The 16560-nt window shown below is 64.2% G+C and carries 15 protein-coding genes and 1 other RNA gene; 3 read left to right on the forward strand and 13 right to left on the reverse strand.

Features of this window, described 5'->3' with window-relative positions; genetic code table 11:
• Positions 1-167 precede the first annotated feature (167 nt).
• From J8I87_RS04225 to surE, 5 genes are read right to left on the reverse strand one after another with little or no spacing between them, the layout of a single operon-like run.
• A complete protein-coding gene (locus J8I87_RS04225) occupies positions 168-944 on the reverse strand; it encodes a 3'-5' exonuclease (RefSeq protein ID WP_209930209.1) in 777 nt (258 codons plus the stop codon).
• A gap of 6 nt (positions 945-950) precedes the next feature.
• Positions 951-2045 carry an RNA polymerase sigma factor RpoS gene (rpoS, locus tag J8I87_RS04230; RefSeq protein WP_209930210.1) on the reverse strand — a complete coding sequence of 365 codons (1095 nt, stop codon included), beginning with the start codon at positions 2043-2045 and terminating at the stop codon, positions 951-953.
• Between the two features lie 16 nt (positions 2046-2061).
• Complete coding sequence (locus J8I87_RS04235) at positions 2062-3006, reverse strand: peptidoglycan DD-metalloendopeptidase family protein (protein WP_209930211.1); 945 nt, start codon at positions 3004-3006, stop codon at positions 2062-2064.
• A 5-nt stretch (positions 3007-3011) separates the two neighbouring features.
• Positions 3012-4106 (reverse strand): protein-L-isoaspartate(D-aspartate) O-methyltransferase, encoded by a 1095-nt coding sequence (locus J8I87_RS04240; protein ID WP_209930212.1) that lies wholly within the window; start codon positions 4104-4106, stop codon positions 3012-3014.
• The gene (surE, locus tag J8I87_RS04245; RefSeq protein ID WP_209930213.1) at positions 4103-4861 is read right to left on the reverse strand and encodes a 5'/3'-nucleotidase SurE; all 759 of its coding nucleotides are present in this window, start codon (positions 4859-4861) and stop codon (positions 4103-4105) included. The genes J8I87_RS04240 and surE overlap by 4 nt, the downstream gene beginning before the upstream one ends.
• 294 nt (positions 4862-5155) lie before the next feature.
• Between surE and J8I87_RS04250 the strand changes: the two genes are divergently transcribed.
• Entirely contained in the window at positions 5156-6130 is a 975-nt protein-coding gene (locus tag J8I87_RS04250; protein WP_209930214.1) for an NADPH:quinone oxidoreductase family protein, read from the forward strand.
• A gap of 80 nt (positions 6131-6210) precedes the next feature.
• Here J8I87_RS04250 and J8I87_RS04255 read toward each other — a convergent pair whose 3' ends face one another.
• From J8I87_RS04255 to ffs, 8 genes are all read right to left on the reverse strand, one after another.
• Positions 6211-7035 carry an ABC transporter permease gene (locus J8I87_RS04255; protein ID WP_209930215.1) on the reverse strand — a complete coding sequence of 275 codons (825 nt, stop codon included), beginning with the start codon at positions 7033-7035 and terminating at the stop codon, positions 6211-6213.
• A 2-nt stretch (positions 7036-7037) separates the two neighbouring features.
• The gene (locus J8I87_RS04260; protein WP_209930216.1) at positions 7038-7862 is read right to left on the reverse strand and encodes an ABC transporter ATP-binding protein; all 825 of its coding nucleotides are present in this window, start codon (positions 7860-7862) and stop codon (positions 7038-7040) included.
• 40 nt (positions 7863-7902) lie between these two features.
• Positions 7903-8940, reverse strand: coding sequence for an ABC transporter substrate-binding protein (locus J8I87_RS04265; RefSeq protein ID WP_209930217.1), 1038 nt, complete (start codon positions 8938-8940; stop codon positions 7903-7905).
• Positions 8941-9010: 70 nt separating this feature from the next.
• On the reverse strand, positions 9011-10240 hold the full coding sequence (locus tag J8I87_RS04270) for a CaiB/BaiF CoA-transferase family protein (protein WP_209930218.1): 1230 nt from the start codon (positions 10238-10240) through the stop codon (positions 9011-9013).
• A 70-nt stretch (positions 10241-10310) separates the two neighbouring features.
• The gene (gene recR / locus J8I87_RS04275; RefSeq protein ID WP_209930219.1) at positions 10311-10907 is read right to left on the reverse strand and encodes a recombination mediator RecR; all 597 of its coding nucleotides are present in this window, start codon (positions 10905-10907) and stop codon (positions 10311-10313) included.
• Between the two features lie 132 nt (positions 10908-11039).
• Positions 11040-11366 carry a YbaB/EbfC family nucleoid-associated protein gene (locus J8I87_RS04280; protein WP_006048866.1) on the reverse strand — a complete coding sequence of 109 codons (327 nt, stop codon included), beginning with the start codon at positions 11364-11366 and terminating at the stop codon, positions 11040-11042.
• A gap of 74 nt (positions 11367-11440) precedes the next feature.
• Positions 11441-13846 carry a DNA polymerase III subunit gamma/tau gene (dnaX, locus tag J8I87_RS04285; protein ID WP_209930220.1) on the reverse strand — a complete coding sequence of 802 codons (2406 nt, stop codon included), beginning with the start codon at positions 13844-13846 and terminating at the stop codon, positions 11441-11443.
• Positions 13847-14089: 243 nt separating this feature from the next.
• Positions 14090-14188, reverse strand: an RNA gene (gene ffs, locus J8I87_RS04290) — signal recognition particle sRNA small type.
• 452 nt (positions 14189-14640) lie between these two features.
• On the opposite strand from ffs, the gene trxA reads away from it, so the two are divergent.
• Both trxA and rho read left to right on the forward strand, forming a co-directional pair.
• On the forward strand, positions 14641-14967 hold the full coding sequence (gene trxA / locus J8I87_RS04295) for a thioredoxin TrxA (protein ID WP_007586494.1): 327 nt from the start codon (positions 14641-14643) through the stop codon (positions 14965-14967).
• Between the two features lie 277 nt (positions 14968-15244).
• Positions 15245-16507: a transcription termination factor Rho gene (gene rho / locus J8I87_RS04300; RefSeq protein WP_012400357.1), complete on the forward strand. Its 1263-nt coding sequence runs from the start codon at positions 15245-15247 to the stop codon at positions 16505-16507.
• The last annotated feature ends 53 nt before the right edge of the window (positions 16508-16560 follow it).

Consider the following 16560-nt stretch of genomic DNA (forward strand, 5'->3'; position numbering starts at 1 on the left):
CTTTGCCTCCTTTCTTTGCCGCGGCAAAGAAAGGAGGTGCCGCCCCGCACAGGGGCAACGCCTGCGCCGCGAGGCGCATCGCGGATGCCAGCGCAAAGGCAAAAGGAACCGCATCGCGGAGGCAAAACGAACCGCATCGCGAATGCCACACGCAAAAAGCTACTTAATCAATTCTCAAACGCCGCGAGATATTCGGCCCAATGCGGGGCCGATTCCTGTGCGAGTGCATTCTTCACAAACGCGATCTCATCGGCATACTCCTCCGGCGAGAAACCGCCCCGCATCAACTGAAACCGGCAATACAAAAGATATGTATTCACCACGTCAGTCTCGCAGTAATTGCGAATCTCATCGATACGCCCCGCCTGGAACGCGTGCCACACCTGGCCGCCGTCCATCCCGAGCTTGCCGGGAAATCCGCACAGCTTCGCGAGCGCATCGAGCGGCGCATTCGCGCGCGCCTGGTACATCGCGAGCAGATCCATCAGATCCGTATGACGCGAGTGATAACGGCTGATGTAGTTGTTCCACTTGAAATCGCGATCGTCCTCGCCGAGGTCCCAGTAGCGGTTCGCGCGAATCCCGTTGATCAGCGCACGGTAGTGCAGCACGGGCAGATCGAAGCCGCCGCCGTTCCACGAAACGAGTTGCGGCGTGTATTTCTCGATGGTCCGGTAGAACGACTGCACAAGCGCCGCTTCGCCGTCAGCGGTCGTGCCGAGCGAGCGCACGCGAAAGCCGCTATTGTCGCGGAACACGCACGAAATCGCCGCGACGCGCTGCAGATGATGCGGCAGGAAATCGCTGCCCGTCTTCTCACGCCGCGCGCCGAAGGCGTGCTCGGCGACTTCTTCGTCGCTCATCGTCGCGGGAAGACTTTCAAGCCGGCGAATGCCGGCGACATCGGGAATCGTCTCGATGTCGAAAACCAGAATTGGAGTCATCAGTTTCTAGAGAACGGCGTCCTTGCGTACGCCATTGGAGGCGAAGAAGCGCTTCAGTCGCACAAGCGCCTCTTGCTGGATCTGACGCACGCGCTCCCGCGTCAGCCCCATTTCGTCGGCAAGCTCTTCGAGGGTGGCCGGCTCGATGTGATTCAGGCCGAAGCGGCGCTCGATCACATGCCGGTGCTTGTCCGACAGTCGCGCAAGCCACGCGCGCGTCAGCGTTTCGAGCTCGCGGTGCTGGACTTCCGCGTCAGGCGACTGGCTGGTGTCGTCCGACAACAGATCGAGCAGGCTGCTCGCCGGATCGAGATCGAGGGGCGCGTCGAGCGACGCCGTGTGCTCGTTCAGCGCGAGGATATCAGTCACTTCGTCGGTGGTCTTGCCCGTCAAATACGCGATGTCGTCGATGCTCGCGTCACGGCGGTCGGCCGCCGCGCCCGAATTCATCGAATTTTTTTCGAGGTGCCGCTTCGCGCGCAGCACCTGGTTCAGCTCGCGAATCACGTGCACGGGCAGCCGCACCGTGCGCGCCTGGTTCATGATCGCGCGCTCGATGCTCTGACGGATCCACCACGTCGCGTAGGTCGAAAAACGAAAGCCGCGCGTCGGGTCGAATTTTTCGATCGCGTGCATCAGCCCGAGGTTGCCCTCTTCGATCAGATCGAGCAGCGGCACGCCGCGGTTCAGATAGCCCTTCGCGATACTGACCACGAGCCGCAGATTGCGCTCGATCATCACCTGGCGCGCGTCGAATTCGCCCGCCTTCGCAAGACGCGAGTAACGCTGCTCCTCCTCGACGGTGAGCAGCGGCTTCACGCTGATCCGGTTCAGATAGTGCTGGATCGTGTCGGCCGTCAGTTCGGCCTGCAGGAGCGCGCGGAAATCGTCGGCGTCGGGCGCGGAATCGTTTGCGCCTTCGCGGGACTCGGACTCGTCGTCCGACGACGAAGCGCGCTCGTCGAGATCATTGGTGCTGTCGAGATCGTCGACATTGTCGTCGTCGACATCCGAAGCGCCAGCGTCGTCCACAGAAACATGCGTGGCACGGCCGAGTGACTCAGTCTCTGCTTGCGATGGGCGGCGCTTCGATTTCGGCATGGTCGTATCGCTTGGCTTATTGCGGCGGCAAATACTTCAATGGGTCGACAGGCTTACCCTGGCGGCGAACTTCGAAATGCAACATCACGCGGTCCGAATCACTATTGCCCATTTCGGCGATCTTCTGACCTTTGGTCACCGCGTCACCCTCTTTTACCATCAAAGCACGATTATGTGCATACGCTGTGAGATACGTCGCGTCATGTTTGATGATAATGAGATTGCCGTAACCGCGCAGCCCATTTCCTGCATAAACCACGCGACCATCAGCGGAAGCCTTTACCGCTTCCCCTGCCGCCCCGCCGATGTTCACGCCTTTGTTCTTCGAATCGTCAAAGCCGTTGAGCAGCGGACCGCGCACGGGCCACGCAAACGTCACATTGCCGTTCGACGCCGTCGTATCGCTCGCGGCGGGCGGCGCGAGCGCGGCTGACTGCGTGCCCGGCGTCACAGCCGGCGCCGCGCCATAAATGGGCGGCTGGTTCGCCGGCCCCGCTGACGGCGCGGGCGGCGCGCCCGTGAGCGGCGCGCTCTGCACCGCACCACCGCCGACGGGCGCCGTCGCGACGCCCGGCACCGCGGGTGCGCCATTGGCGCCCGGCGGCGCCACGCGCAGCAACTGGTCGACTTCGATCTGATTCGGGTTCGTCAGGTTGTTCCACGCGGCGATGTCGCGATAGTTTTGGCTGTTTTCGAGCGCGATCCTATACAACGTGTCGCCGGGCTTCACTCGGTAGTAGCCCGGAGGCGGCGGGCCGAGCGGCACGGCAGGCTGCGCACCGGGCGCGGCGCCTGTCTGCGTGACGGTGCCGAGGGTGCCGGAGCGGTCGACGACGGGCGCCTGATCGAGCCGCGTCGCACATGCGGCCAGGATGGACAGCATGGCCACGCAAACGCTGCGCTGAGCGACGGACAACGGGACATTCAGGCTGGTTCTTTGCATCGCGCGAAACATACTCATCGGGTTCAAATCACTCCGGATTTTAAGGGGACAAAGAAAACGCGATCAAGCCGCGATTCGCGCCATTGCGCAGGCCCCGTGCGCTCGACGAGCGTGAGCACCTGCGACTGTCCGTCCTGCGATCCGACGGGCGCGACGAGCCGCGCGCCGATCGCGAGCTGCTCGAGCAGCGCCTGCGGCACATCGAGCCCCGCGGCCGCGATCACGATCGCATCGAACGGCGCAGCCGCCGGCAAGCCGATGCGTCCGTCGCCGTAATGCAGACGGATGTTCGGGATGCGCAGCGGACGCAGATTCGTCTTCGCGCGTTCATAAAGCGGCTTGATGCGTTCAATCGAATACACATCGCGTGCGACCTGGCTCAGCACGGCCGCCTGGTAGCCGCAACCGGTGCCGATTTCGAGCACGTTCGCGAGCGTGCGGCCCTGCGCGGCCAGCTCGATCATCCGCGCGACCACGGACGGCTTCGAGATCGTCTGGTGATGGCCGATCGGCAGCGCCGCGTCCTCGTAAGCCTGCGTGGCGAGACCCGGGTCGACGAACATGTGGCGCGGCACCATCGCCATCGCGTTGAGCACGCGCGGGTCTGTGACGCCGTTCGCCCGCAGCCTTTCGACCATCCGCTCGCGCACGCGTTCGGACGTCAGCGTGAGCGCGCTGCTCAACGCGACATTCGGTGCACCCGTGCGTTCCGTCGATGCCGTCACGGGACGCGGCAACTGGTTGCGTGCGCCTTCGTTGCGGATCGTGGATGCGCTTTTCGTATTGACGATTGCAGCGGCGTTTTTTGCAATCGCGCCGGATGCAATCGACGGCGATGGCGTGCGCGCCTGCGAACGCGCGCCTGCCGCCTTCGCGTTGCTGCTGCTGAAGACGCCTGTCGCGCTCTTCGCGCCTGCCTGCGCGTTGACGCTGGACGTGCCCGCCGTGCCGCTTGCGCCGCTGCGCGCGCGGCCTGCTGGCGCGTTCGCATTCGATGCCGTGGGCTTGCCTGTCGACTTCGCGCCGCGTGCGTCGACCGCGCGCGCGTCGGCGCGGCGCGGCTCGCGCACCAGGTCTTCGAGGCCAAGCGGGAAGCGCTTTGCGCGCTCGCCGGTCATGAACCACCGCTCCCGGCGCGCACCCAGTCGCACGCCGTGGGCAGCATCGCCGTATCGGTCAGATCGAGTTGCAGCGGCGTGATCGACACGAAGCCGTTCGCCACTGCGTGGAAGTCGGTGCCTTCGCTGGCATCGCGGGCCGCACCCGACGGACCGATCCAGTAGATCGGTTCGCCGCGCGGATTGGTCTGCCGGATCACGGGCTGCGATGGATGGCGCTTGCCAAGACGCGTGATGCGCCACTCGCCCATCTGCTCGTAAGGCAAATTCGGAATGTTGACGTTCAGCAACGGGTGACCTGGCAACGGACGCTCGAGATAGTGCGCGACGATTTCCGCGGCGACGCGCGTTGCGTCTTCCAGATGCGTCCAGTCTTTATCGACGAGCGAAAACGCGATCGCCGGCACGCCGAACATGATGCCTTCTGTAGCGGCCGCGACGGTGCCCGAATACAGCGTGTCCTCGCCCATGTTCTGGCCGTTGTTGATACCGGACACGACAAGGTCGGGCGTGTGGTCGAGCATGCCCGTCAATGCGATGTGGACGGAATCGGTCGGCGTGCCGTTCACGTAATAGAAGCCGTTGGCCGAGCGCAGTACCGACAGCGGGCGCGACAGCGTCAGCGAATTCGACGCGCCGCTGCAATTCTGTTCGGGTGCCATCACGGTGACATCGGCGAGCGGCTTCAGCGCTTCGTAAAGCGCAGCAAGGCCCGGCGCCAGATAACCGTCGTCATTGCTGAGTAGGATTCGCATGCGGCGATTGTAACCGAGGAAACAAGGCACGCGAACGACACACGGGCGCGCCGCATGCCTATGCTTTCAAGTCCGGCGTCGCATGCGATGCGACGCGGCAAAAGCGCACGGTCGTTCGCGCTTGCTTTACACTGGCTGATCGCGCCGGGTCATTGACGTAGTCGGTTCGTTGCGTCGACATGGACGTTCCCGTGCAGAAACGCGGCGAGCATGCTTATCGAGTGCATGCTCACGAGTTCGCACATGACCCGCGACGCTTGCCATCAACATGAACACTTATCGCTGGGAGACACGATGCGTGCAATCCGCTGCAACCAGTATGGTCCGCCTGAAACCCTGAGCATCGAAGAACTGCCCGATCTCGTGCCGCAAGCCGGCCAGGTCGCGATCGACGTGAAGGCGGCGAGCGTCAATTTTCCCGATGTGCTGATCATCCAGAACAAGTACCAGTTCAAGCCCCCGCTGCCCTTCACGCCCGGCGCGGAAGTCGCGGGCATCGTGCGCGCAGTGGGCGAAGGGGTCACGTCGTTCAGGCCGGGCATGCGCGTGGTTGCCTACACACAGCAAGGCGGCTTTGCCGAGCAGGCGCTCGCCGACGCCAGCGCGTGCGTGCCGCTGCCCGACGACGCCGATCTGGAGACGGCCGCGATCTTCACGCTCGCGTACGGCACGTCGCACCATGCCGTCGTCGATCGCGCGGCGTTGCGAGCGGGCGAAACGATGCTCGTGCTCGGCGCGGCGGGCGGCGTTGGGCTTGCAGCCGTGGAAATCGGCAAGGCGCTCGGCGCGCGCGTGATCGCGGCGGCGTCGAGTGACGAAAAGCTCGCGACCTGTGTCGCGCATGGCGCCGACGCGACCATCAATTACGCGACGCAAGATCTGCGCGAACGCGTCAAGGCGCTCACGGACGGCAAAGGCCCCGACGTGATTTATGACCCTGTCGGCGGCAGCTACGCGGAGCCCGCGTTTCGCAGCATCGGCTGGCGCGGGCGCTATCTCGTCGTCGGCTTTGCGAACGGCGAGATTCCGAAGCTGCCGCTCAACCTCGCGCTGCTCAAGGGTGCGAGCATCGTCGGCGTGTTCTGGGGCGACTTCGCGCGGCGCGAGCCGCAGCGCAATGCGGCCGCGTTCCAGCAGATGCTCGGCTGGATTCGCGAAGGCAAGCTCAAGCCGCTCGTGTCGGCGCGCTATCCGCTCGAGGACACGGCGCGCGCGCTCAACGACATGGCGCAACGGCGCGTGCTCGGCAAGATCGTGATCACGCCGTAAGCGTTCAAAGCCGCATTCAGTGAAAACGGCGCGCGACCCTTGCAGGTCACGCGCCGTGTTTCGTTCGATACATCAACCGATCAGATCTTTTCCGTCTCGCCGCTCTTCGGTTGCCATTTCATCAGGCGCTTTTCCAGCACGCCGACGATCGCATCGAGTATCAGCGCGAACGCCGTCAGCACGAGAATGCCGGCGAACACGGTATTGATGTCGAACGTCCCTTCCGCCTGCAGGATCAGATAGCCGACGCCGCGCGCCGAGCCCAGATACTCGCCGACCACCGAACCGACGAACGCCAGCCCCACCGACGTATGCAGGCTGGAAAACACCCAGCTCATCGCGCTCGGCAGATAGACGGCGCGCAAGAGCTGCTTGCGGTTCGCGCCGAGCATGCGCGCGTTCGCGAGCACGACGGGGCTCACTTCCTTCACGCCCTGATAGACGTTGAAGAACACGATAAAGAACACGAGCGTGACGCCGAGCGCGACCTTCGACCAGATGCCGAGACCGAACCACACGCCGAAGATCGGCGCGAGAATGACGCGCGGCATCGAGTTGGCCGCCTTGATGTACGGATCGAATAGCGCGCTCGCCAGCGGCGACAGCGCGAGCCACAAACCGACGCCGAGCCCGAGCACCGTGCCGAGTGCGAACGCGAGCACCGTTTCGATCAGCGTGATCCACAGATGCAGATAGATCTCGCCCGATGCGAACCACTCCCAGATCCGCAACAGCACCTTTTGCGGCTCGCCGAAGAAGAACGCGGCCTTGTTCGGATCGTCGAAGTAGAACGCGGGCAACAGTGTCGGGCTCGTCAGCACGTACCAGAGCACGAAGCTCAGCACGAGCAGAAGCCACTGCCAGATCACGAGGTTCGCGCGGTTCGGGCGCAACGCTTTCCACATGGTCAGTTGCCCTCCTGCGCGGCCGTCAACTGCTGTTGATAGCCCTTGAGCACTTCATCGCGCAGCACGCTCCAGATCTGCGCATGCAGTTCGACGAAGCGCGGATGGGAGCGCACTTCAGCGACATCGCGCGGACGCGGCAGGTCGATCGTAAACTCGCCGATCGGCCGCGTGCCCGGCCCCGCCGACAGCACGACGACGCGGTCCGACATCGCGATCGCTTCGTCCAGATCGTGCGTGATGAAAAGCACCGCCTTGCGCTTCGCGGCCCACAAGTCGAGCAACTCGTTTTCCATCAACTGGCGTGTCTGGATGTCGAGCGCGGAGAAAGGCTCGTCCATCAGGATGATGTCGGGATCGAGAATCAGCGTCTGCGCCATTGCGACCCGCTTTCTCATGCCACCCGACAGCTGATGCGGATAACGGTCCCCGAAGCCGCCGAGACCGACGCGCTTGAGCCATTCCTGCGCACGTGCGCGGGCTTCGGCGCGCGGCACGTCATGGAACGACAGGCCCGCGATCACGTTGTCGAGCGCCGAGCGCCACGGCATCAGCGCGTCGGCCTGGAACATGTAGCCCGCGCGCCGGTTGATGCCCGCGAGCTTCTCGCCGAACACGCTCACCGTGCCCGTGGATGGTTCCAGCAATCCTGCGCCGACATTCAGCAACGTCGACTTGCCGCAGCCCGTCGGTCCGACCACGGACACGAACTCGCCCGGCGCGATGCGCAAGGTCGTGTCCTTGACGGCGGTGTAGCGTTGCCCGCGTTTCTCACGCGACGCAAATGTGCAGGTGATGTTTTCGAGCGCCAGGGCGGCAACGGTCATCGTTCGGCTCGCTTGTTTCTCGTTGCTTTTGTTCTATGCGTCAGGCCTTGACCGTCGCGAGCGCCTTCTTCACGAAGTCGTTCGTCCAGGTCTTCGACAGGTCGATCGGCTTGCCCTTCACGGTCTCGTCGAACGCCTGCAGCGTCTTCAGCGACGTCGCGGGACCATCGGCGGGCATCAGTCCGTCAGGCGACATCGCCTCTTTCACGTGCTGCCATGAGTCGAGATACAGCGCGCGGTCGCCGAGCAGATACGACTCGGGCACGGTGTTGATCAGCTCCGTGCCCGTCGCCGACTGCAGCCACTTCAACGCGCGCACCATCGCGTTGGTCAGCGCCTGCGTCGTATTCGGATTCTTGCTGATGAACGATTGCGATGCGTACAGGCAGCCCGCGGGCATGTTGCCGCCGAACACCGTGCGCGTGTCGTTGAGCGTGCGCGTATCCGACACGACGCGAATCTCGCCCGCGCGTTCCAGCTTCGTCATCACCGGGTCGAGATTGGCGAGCGCATCGATCTGGCCCGACTGCAGCGCGGCGATCGCCCCCGCGCCCGCGCCGACGCCGATGAACGACACGTCTTTCGCCGTCAGACCTGCTTTCGCGAGCACGAAGCTCGCCATGATCGACGTCGACGAACCGGGCGCCGTCACGCCGATCTTCTTGCCCTTGAGATCCGCGATCGTCCTGTAGCTCGCCATCGTCTTCTTCGACACGGCAAGCACGATCTGCGGCGCGCGCCCTTGCAGCACGAATTCGCGGAAGTACTGGTTCTTCGCCTGCAACAGGAGCGTATGCTCGAACGCGCCGGAGACGACATCCGCACTGCCGCCGACAGCCGCCTTCAACGCCTGCGAGCCGCCCGCGAAATCGGAGATCTCGACTTCGAGCCCTTCGTCCTTGAAGAAATTGCGGCGCTCGGCGATGGTGAGCGGCAGATAGTAAAAAAGGTTCTTGCCGCCGACGGCGATCGAGACCTTCGATGTCTCCAGCTTGCTCTGCGCGAACGCGAGCGGCGAGCCGACGAGCGATGCGCCCGCGAGCGCCGCGGTGCCTGCGAGGAAGCTTCTTCGTTGCATGGTCCTGTCTCCAATTGTTGTTCTGTTGCGGGCTCATCCGCCCGTCTTCGCGCGTTATCTCGTACGCGGGCTACACGATCTGTTGCGCGTGCAACCTTGCGATGTGGTCCGCATCATAACCCAGCGTTTGCAGAACTTCATCCGTATGTTCACCCAGTTCCGGCCCGAGCCAGCGCGTCTCGCCGGGCGTCTCCGAGAGCTTCGGCGTGACGTTGGGCAGCGCGATGTCGCGGCCGTCCTGCCACTTGAACGTCTGGATCATTTGGCGCGCGGCGTACTGCGGATCGGTGAACATGTCTGCGACGCTGTAGATGCGGCCCACGGGCACATCGGCGGCATTGAGCACGTCGAGCGCCTCGTCGATCGTGCGATTCGCGAGCCACGCGGCAATCGCGCCGTCGATCTCCTGCGTGCGCGGCACACGGCCGTCATTGTGGGCGAGCGCGGGATCGTTCGCGAGGTCGTGGCGGTCGATCGCGATCATCAGCCGTTTGAAAATGGGATCGCTGTTGCCGCCGATCACGATGCTGCCGTCGCGGCACGGATAAGTGTTCGACGGCACGATGCCCGGCAGCGACGCACCCGTGCGCTCGCGAACCATGCCGTACACGCCGTACTCCGGCACCACGCTCTCCATCATGTTGAAGACGGCTTCGTACAGCGCGACGTCGACGACCTGGCCCTTGCCGCCGTTCACCTGCCGGTGGTGCAGCGCCATCAGCGCGCCGATCACGCCGTGCAACGCCGCGATCGAATCGCCGATCGAAATGCCGATGCGCGGCGGCGGCAAGTCCGGATAGCCGGTGATATGACGCAAGCCGCCCATCGATTCGGCAATCGCGCCGAAGCCGGGACGGTCGCGGTACGGCCCCGTCTGCCCGTAGCCCGACAGGCGCACCATCACGAGGCCGGGGTTCTCTGCCGACAGCACGTCATAGCCGAGCCCGAGCTTTTCGAGCAGGCCGGGCCGGAAGTTCTCGACGACGATGTCCGCTTCCTTCGCGAGCTTGCGGACGATTTCCTTGCCTTCGTCGGCTTTCAGATTGATCGTCACCGACTTCTTGTTGCGCGCCTGGACGGCCCACCACAGCGACGTCCCGCCGACTTCGGGATAGAGCTTGCGCCACTTGCGCAGCGGATCGCCGCCCTTGGGATCTTCGATCTTGATCACGTCCGCGCCGAACTCGCCGAGAAAGCGCGCGGCGAACGGGCCCGCGATCAGCGTGCCGAGTTCGAGCACCTTGATGCCCGCGAGCGGCCCTCGCGGTTGTTCCGTTGGCGTAGCAGTCGATGCGCTCATGTGTCTCCTGATCTTCTTGTGCTGGCCGTTGCGCCTCTTGCCGCGGCGCGTGCCGCCATGGACGGGCGTGCTACATCGAACGCCGGTCGAGCATCGCGCGCGCGATGGTCCCGGCGTCGACGTACTCGAGCTCGCCCCCGACGGGCACGCCGCGCGCGAGCCGCGTGACGGCGAGGCCGCGCGCCTTCAGCGTCTGCCCGAGGTAATGCGCGGTGGCCTCGCCTTCATTCGTGAAGTTGGTCGCGAGCACGACTTCCTTCACGACGCCATCCGATGCGCGTTTGACGAGACGGTCGAAGTGGATCTCTTTCGGCCCGATGCCGTCGAGCGGGCTCAGCCGCCCCATCAGCACGAAGTAAAGCCCCCGATAGGTCATTGTCTGTTCGAGCATGATCTGATCGGCGGGCGTTTCGACGACGCACAACAGCGTCGGATCGCGTTCGGTGTCGCTGCAGACTTCGCAGATCTGCGCTTCCGTAAAGGTGTTGCACTTCTCGCAGTGCTGCAGATGCTCAGTCGCGAACAGCAACGAGCGGCCGAGCTTTTCGGCGCCTTCCCGGTCGTGCTGCATCAGATGGTACGCCATGCGTTGCGCGGACTTCGGCCCGACGCCGGGCAGCGCGCGCAGCGCTTCGACGAGCGCCGACAAGGCGGAAGGTTGTTTCATGCTGGTACGGCGTCGTCGATCGTGAGTTGAATAAGACGCGGGGCGCGGGGCGTGGCGCGCGGGTTCGCGCCGCCCTGCCGCGCGGACGCTGACGTCTGCGAACAGTTCGCGTGCCCCGCCACCCTGCGCGATTTAGAACGGCAGCTTGAATCCCGGCGGCAGCGGCAGGCCGGAGGTCATGCCGCCCATCTTCTCCTGCGCGGTGGCTTCCGCCTTGCGCACGGCGTCGTTGAACGCGGCCGCGACGAGGTCTTCGAGCATGTCCTTGTCGTCGGCGAGCAGGCTCGGGTCGATCGACACACGGCGCACGTCGTTCTTGCAGGTCATCGTCACCTTGACGAGACCCGCGCCCGACTGCCCCTCGACTTCGATCTGCGCGAGTTGCTCCTGCATCTTCTTCATGTTCTCTTGCATCTGCTGGGCCTGCTTCATCAGCCCGGCGAGTTGGCCTTTCATCATGGACTTGCTCCTTCGTAATGGTCGGATCCGGGGTTTATCCCGCTCGCGCGCGTCAGATAAGACGCGCGCGAGAATCAGTGAGTGGCTGCCTGATGGCCGCCTTCGGCGCCCGGCGCGAGCGGGCGAACCGAACCCGGCACGATGCTCGCGCCGAATTCGCGGATCAGCGACTGCACGAACGGATCGGCGCCGATCTCACGCTCGGCTTCCTGCTGGCGCTTCGCGCGCTCGATCGCGTCGAGCACCGCGGCCGTGCGCCGGACGGGGCCGACTTCCACCTGCACGTCGATCTCGCCGCCGAAGCGCTCGGCAAGCGCCGTCTTCAGCTTCGCGATCTGCGCGGACTCCGTGTAAAGCTGAACCGCGACGTTGAGTTTCAGCGTCTTGCCGACGACCGCCATCAGCTCGCTGTTGAAGGCAAGCTGGTACGAAATGCCCTTGAGCGGCAGCGTCACCGCGAGCGCTGGCCAGTCGCCGTCGAAGCCGATCGCGTCGAGCGGCACGGCGGGCGGCAGCGTGCGGATATCGACGACGGGCGCGGCTGTGGATGTCGCGGCGGACGCGCTGCCTAGGCCAACGACGACATCGTCGGGGCCGCTGTCGAAGACAGGAATGAAGTTGTCGTCGGGCGGCGCGAAGAACGCATCGTCCGACGAGGCAGGCATGTAGTCGTCGGGCGGAATGTCCTCCCACGGCGGAACCGGTTGGCCTGCGGCTTGCTGCTGAGCCGCTCGCGGTGCCTCGCCACGCGCGGGCGCATCCTGCTGGGCGGCGGCTGCGGCGCGGCGGGCCGGGTCCGGCGTCGGCACGCGAACGGCCACGCGCGGCGCGGCGGGTTTCGCTGCGGGTGCGGGCGCCCCTGCCGGTGCTGCCGCCGCTGGACGGCCTCGATCCGTCGAGACCTTCATGCCCGCATTGCGCAGCACGTCGAGCGCCGCGCTCGCGCCGCCCGTGCGGCGCGACGTGGGTTCAGGCCGCGCTTGCGACGCTGCCGCTTGTGCGGCCACCACTCGCGTAGGCGCGCCGTCGTTCGGCGCAATTTCGGCTTGCGGCGCGTCGTCTTGTGCGGGCGCCGCCTCGGACGCCGCGCCGGATTCGGCCACGAACGTCGGCGTCACTTCTTCATCGGCTGGCGCTGCTGCCGTTTCCGGCGCCGCATCGATTGAAGGTGTCTGCGATACGAACGCTTCGCGATCTGCTTGCGGCTGTCGAGGCGGCTCGGTACGCACCGCGGCCGCAGCGGCCGCAGCGGCCGCCGATTGCGTCGGCGCATCGGTCGCGCGGGCCTGCGGCTGCGACGCAGCCGCCGCGACGGGCGCGCCCGTGCGCTTCGCGCCTGCCGCTGCCGGAACGGCCGAACGCCCTGCGGGCGCCACGCCGCCTCCGCCCCCGTTCGGCGCCGGCTCGAAGGCGAGCATGCGCAGCAGCGTCATCGTGAAGCCCGCGTATTCGTCCGGCGCGAGGCCGAGTTCGCTTCGGCCGATCGTCGCGATCTGATAGAAGAGCTGTACCTGCTCGGGACTCAGCGCATCGGCGAAGCGTCGCAGATCGGCGGCTTCCGGCCATTCGTCGAGCACCGACGACGGCGCGAACTGCGCCCACGCGATCTTATGCAGCAGCCCAGCGAGATCCTGCAGCGCCGTGGAGAACGACAGGCTGCGCAATGCCATTTCGTCGGCGACAGCCAGCACGGCAGCGCCATCGCCCGCAGCCACCGAGTCGAGCAGACGGATCAGATAGCTCTGATCGAGCGCGCCGAGCATGCCGCGCACGGCTTCCTCGGTGACCTGGTTGGCCGAGTACGCGATGGCCTGATCCGTCAGCGACAGCGCATCGCGCATCGAACCATCCGCAGCGCGCGCAAGCAGACGCAGCGCCTGCGCCTCGTGCGGAACGTTCTCCTCGCCGAGAATGCGCTCGAGGTGCGACACGATATGCCCCGCCGGCATCTGCTTCAGATTGAACTGAAGACAGCGCGAGAGCACCGTGACGGGAATTTTCTGCGGATCGGTCGTGGCGAGGATGAACTTGACGTGCGGCGGTGGCTCTTCCAGCGTCTTCAACATCGCGTTGAACGCGTGGTTCGTCAGCATGTGCACTTCGTCGATCATGTAGACCTTGAAGCGTGCATCGACGGGTGCATACACCGCGCGTTCGAGCAGCGCGGCCATCTCGTCGACGCCGCGATTGCTCGCCGCGTCCATTTCGACGTAATCGACGAAACGCCCCTCGTCGATCTCGCGGCAAGCGCGGCAGACGCCGCATGGCGTAGCCGTTACGCCCGTTTCACAGTTGAGCGCCTTCGCGAAGATCCGTGAGAGCGTCGTCTTGCCAACGCCCCGCGTCCCCGTGAAAAGGTAGGCGTGATGCAGACGGCCGCCGTCGAGCGCGTGCGTGAGCGCGCGCACCACATGCTCCTGTCCGACGAGCGACGCGAAATCCTTCGGCCGCCATTTGCGTGCGAGAACTTGATAGGTCATCCGGAAATTGTATCAGCAACACTGCTGCGAAAAGGCGAATCGACAGCGCGCTCACGCAAGGCGTGACAATGCTCTGATGGTCCATTGAATTTCGCTACTCAGGCGATAGACGATACCGCGTTTCGAACGACGCGAGCACGTGACACTTCGGAGGAAGCAAGGGGAAAACCGCGAGGGGGATGACAACCGCGATGACAACCGCGACGACAAGCCGGGATGAAAACCAGCAGGATGAAAAGCGAAGGTGACGAGCCCGACCCTCGGCACTGGCGGAAAACGGCTGTGGCTGCTTCGTTCCCGACCTGACCAGGTTGACCGCCCCTCCATGCGAGGAGGCCCGTCACGGTGCATTCTAACATCGCTTGCTGCGCCGCGCGAGCGGCTCGCGGACAAAAGATGGCAATGGCGCGCAAACGTGCCGGCGCGCGCTCTTGCATTCGCAATGCGGCATCTCCAGATAGGGTATGTCACGACGGGTTGCCATGCGCGGGACGTAAGCAGAGACCGCTACGGATGCATGCCGAAGCGTCCTCGCCGAAGCCTGATGCGGCATGAAACCCTACCGTCGGAATGCGCACTATCACGACGGGCAACGCATAGCAATTTAGGCTAAACTGACGTTCAACTGACCCGCAAAGCCAAGCCTGGCCGCCCTCCCGAAGGTGTCCCCACGATACTTCCCGAGTTGGTGCTCATGGTTTGTCCTGTGGCAAGGCGAACGGAAAGTTTTCTGGTTTTGTTGTATCGTGGCGGGCAATCAAAGCAGGCCTCGAACCGAAAGAGGTATTCACACAATGAGCGAACACATCAAGCATATTAGCGACGCGTCGTTTGAACAGGACGTCGTCAAATCCGACAAACCCGTGCTGCTCGACTTCTGGGCGGAATGGTGCGGTCCATGCAAGATGATCGCGCCGATCCTCGACGAAGTCGCCAAGGACTACGCTGATCGCCTGCAGATCGCCAAGATCAACGTCGACGAACACCAGTCCACGCCCGTCAAGTTCGGCGTACGCGGCATCCCCACGCTGATTCTCTTCAAGAACGGCGCGGTCGCTGCGCAGAAGGTCGGCGCACTGTCGAAGTCGCAACTTACCGCGTTCCTCGACGGCAACCTCTGATCCGCGTACACGGCGGCGCGCTTTGCATGCGCGCTGCCCGGCTCGCCACAGTGCATCGCGTGCAGTGATGCTGTGCAACCGGCGAGCCGCATGATTCCTGTTGTCCCGCGACAACAGGAATCATGCGCCGGCACCAACCGGCCGCGCAGGCTGGACTTGGCGTGTGCTATGCTAGAATCTATAAAACGTCTAAAAGACGAGTAAGTCCTTGAGCGGTTCCGCTCACTTCTCCTCCCAGATTTCATTTCAGGTCGCACCTTCTCTGCGGGTTCTCCGTATGCATTTATCCGAGCTTAAGACGCTACACGTGTCCCAATTGATCGAGATGGCCAATGGTCTCGAGATCGAAAGTGCGAACCGCCTGCGCAAGCAGGAACTGATGTTCGCCATTCTAAAAAAACGCGCCAAGACGGGCGAAACGATCTTCGGTGACGGCACGCTCGAAGTGCTGCCTGACGGCTTCGGTTTCCTGCGCTCGCCGGAAACCTCGTATCTCGCGAGCACGGATGACATCTACATCAGCCCGTCGCAGATTCGCCGCTTCAACCTCCATACGGGCGACACCATCGAAGGAGAAGTCCGCACGCCGAAGGACGGCGAGCGCTACTTCGCGCTGGTGAAGGTCGACAAGGTCAACGGCCAGCCGCCGGAGGCGTCGAAGCACAAGATCATGTTCGAGAACCTGACGCCGCTGCACCCGAACAAGGTGCTGCTGCTCGAACGTGAGATGCGTGGCGAGGAAAACGTCACGGGCCGCATCATCGACATGATCGCGCCGATCGGCAAGGGCCAGCGCGGCCTGCTCGTCGCGTCGCCGAAGTCCGGCAAGACCGTGATGCTCCAGCACATCGCGCACGCGATCAAGCAAAACCATCCCGACGTCATCCTGTTCGTGCTGCTCATCGACGAGCGTCCGGAAGAAGTGACGGAAATGCAGCGCTCGGTGGCGGGCGAAGTGATCGCGTCGACGTTCGACGAACCCGCCGCGCGTCACGTGCAGGTCGCCGAAATGGTGATCGAGAAAGCCAAGCGCCTCGTCGAAATGAAGAACGATGTCGTGATTCTGCTCGACTCGATCACGCGTCTCGCGCGTGCGTACAACACGGTCGTGCCGGCATCGGGCAAGGTGCTGACGGGCGGTGTCGATGCGAACGCATTGCAGCGTCCGAAGCGCTTCTTCGGCGCGGCGCGCAACATCGAGGAAGGCGGGTCGCTCACCATCATCGGCACTGCGCTGATCGAAACGGGCAGCCGCATGGACGACGTGATCTACGAAGAGTTCAAGGGCACGGGCAACATGGAAGTGCACCTCGAACGCCGTCTCGCGGAAAAGCGCGTCTATCCGTCGATCAACCTGAACAAGTCCGGCACGCGCCGTGAAGAACTGCTGATCAAACCCGAGATCCTGCAAAAGATCTGGGTGCTGCGCAAGTTCATCCACGACATGGACGAAGTCGAAGCAATGGAATTCCTGCTCGACAAGATCCGCCAGACGAAGAACAACGCCGAGTTCTTCGACATGATGCGCCGCGGCGGCTGACGTCCCGCGCAGCGCGCGCATCTGTACAAAAAACGCCTGCCATTGTGCAGGCG

It is taken from the genome of Paraburkholderia sp. LEh10, assembly GCF_017814945.1.
GTDB lineage: Bacteria > Pseudomonadota > Gammaproteobacteria > Burkholderiales > Burkholderiaceae > Paraburkholderia.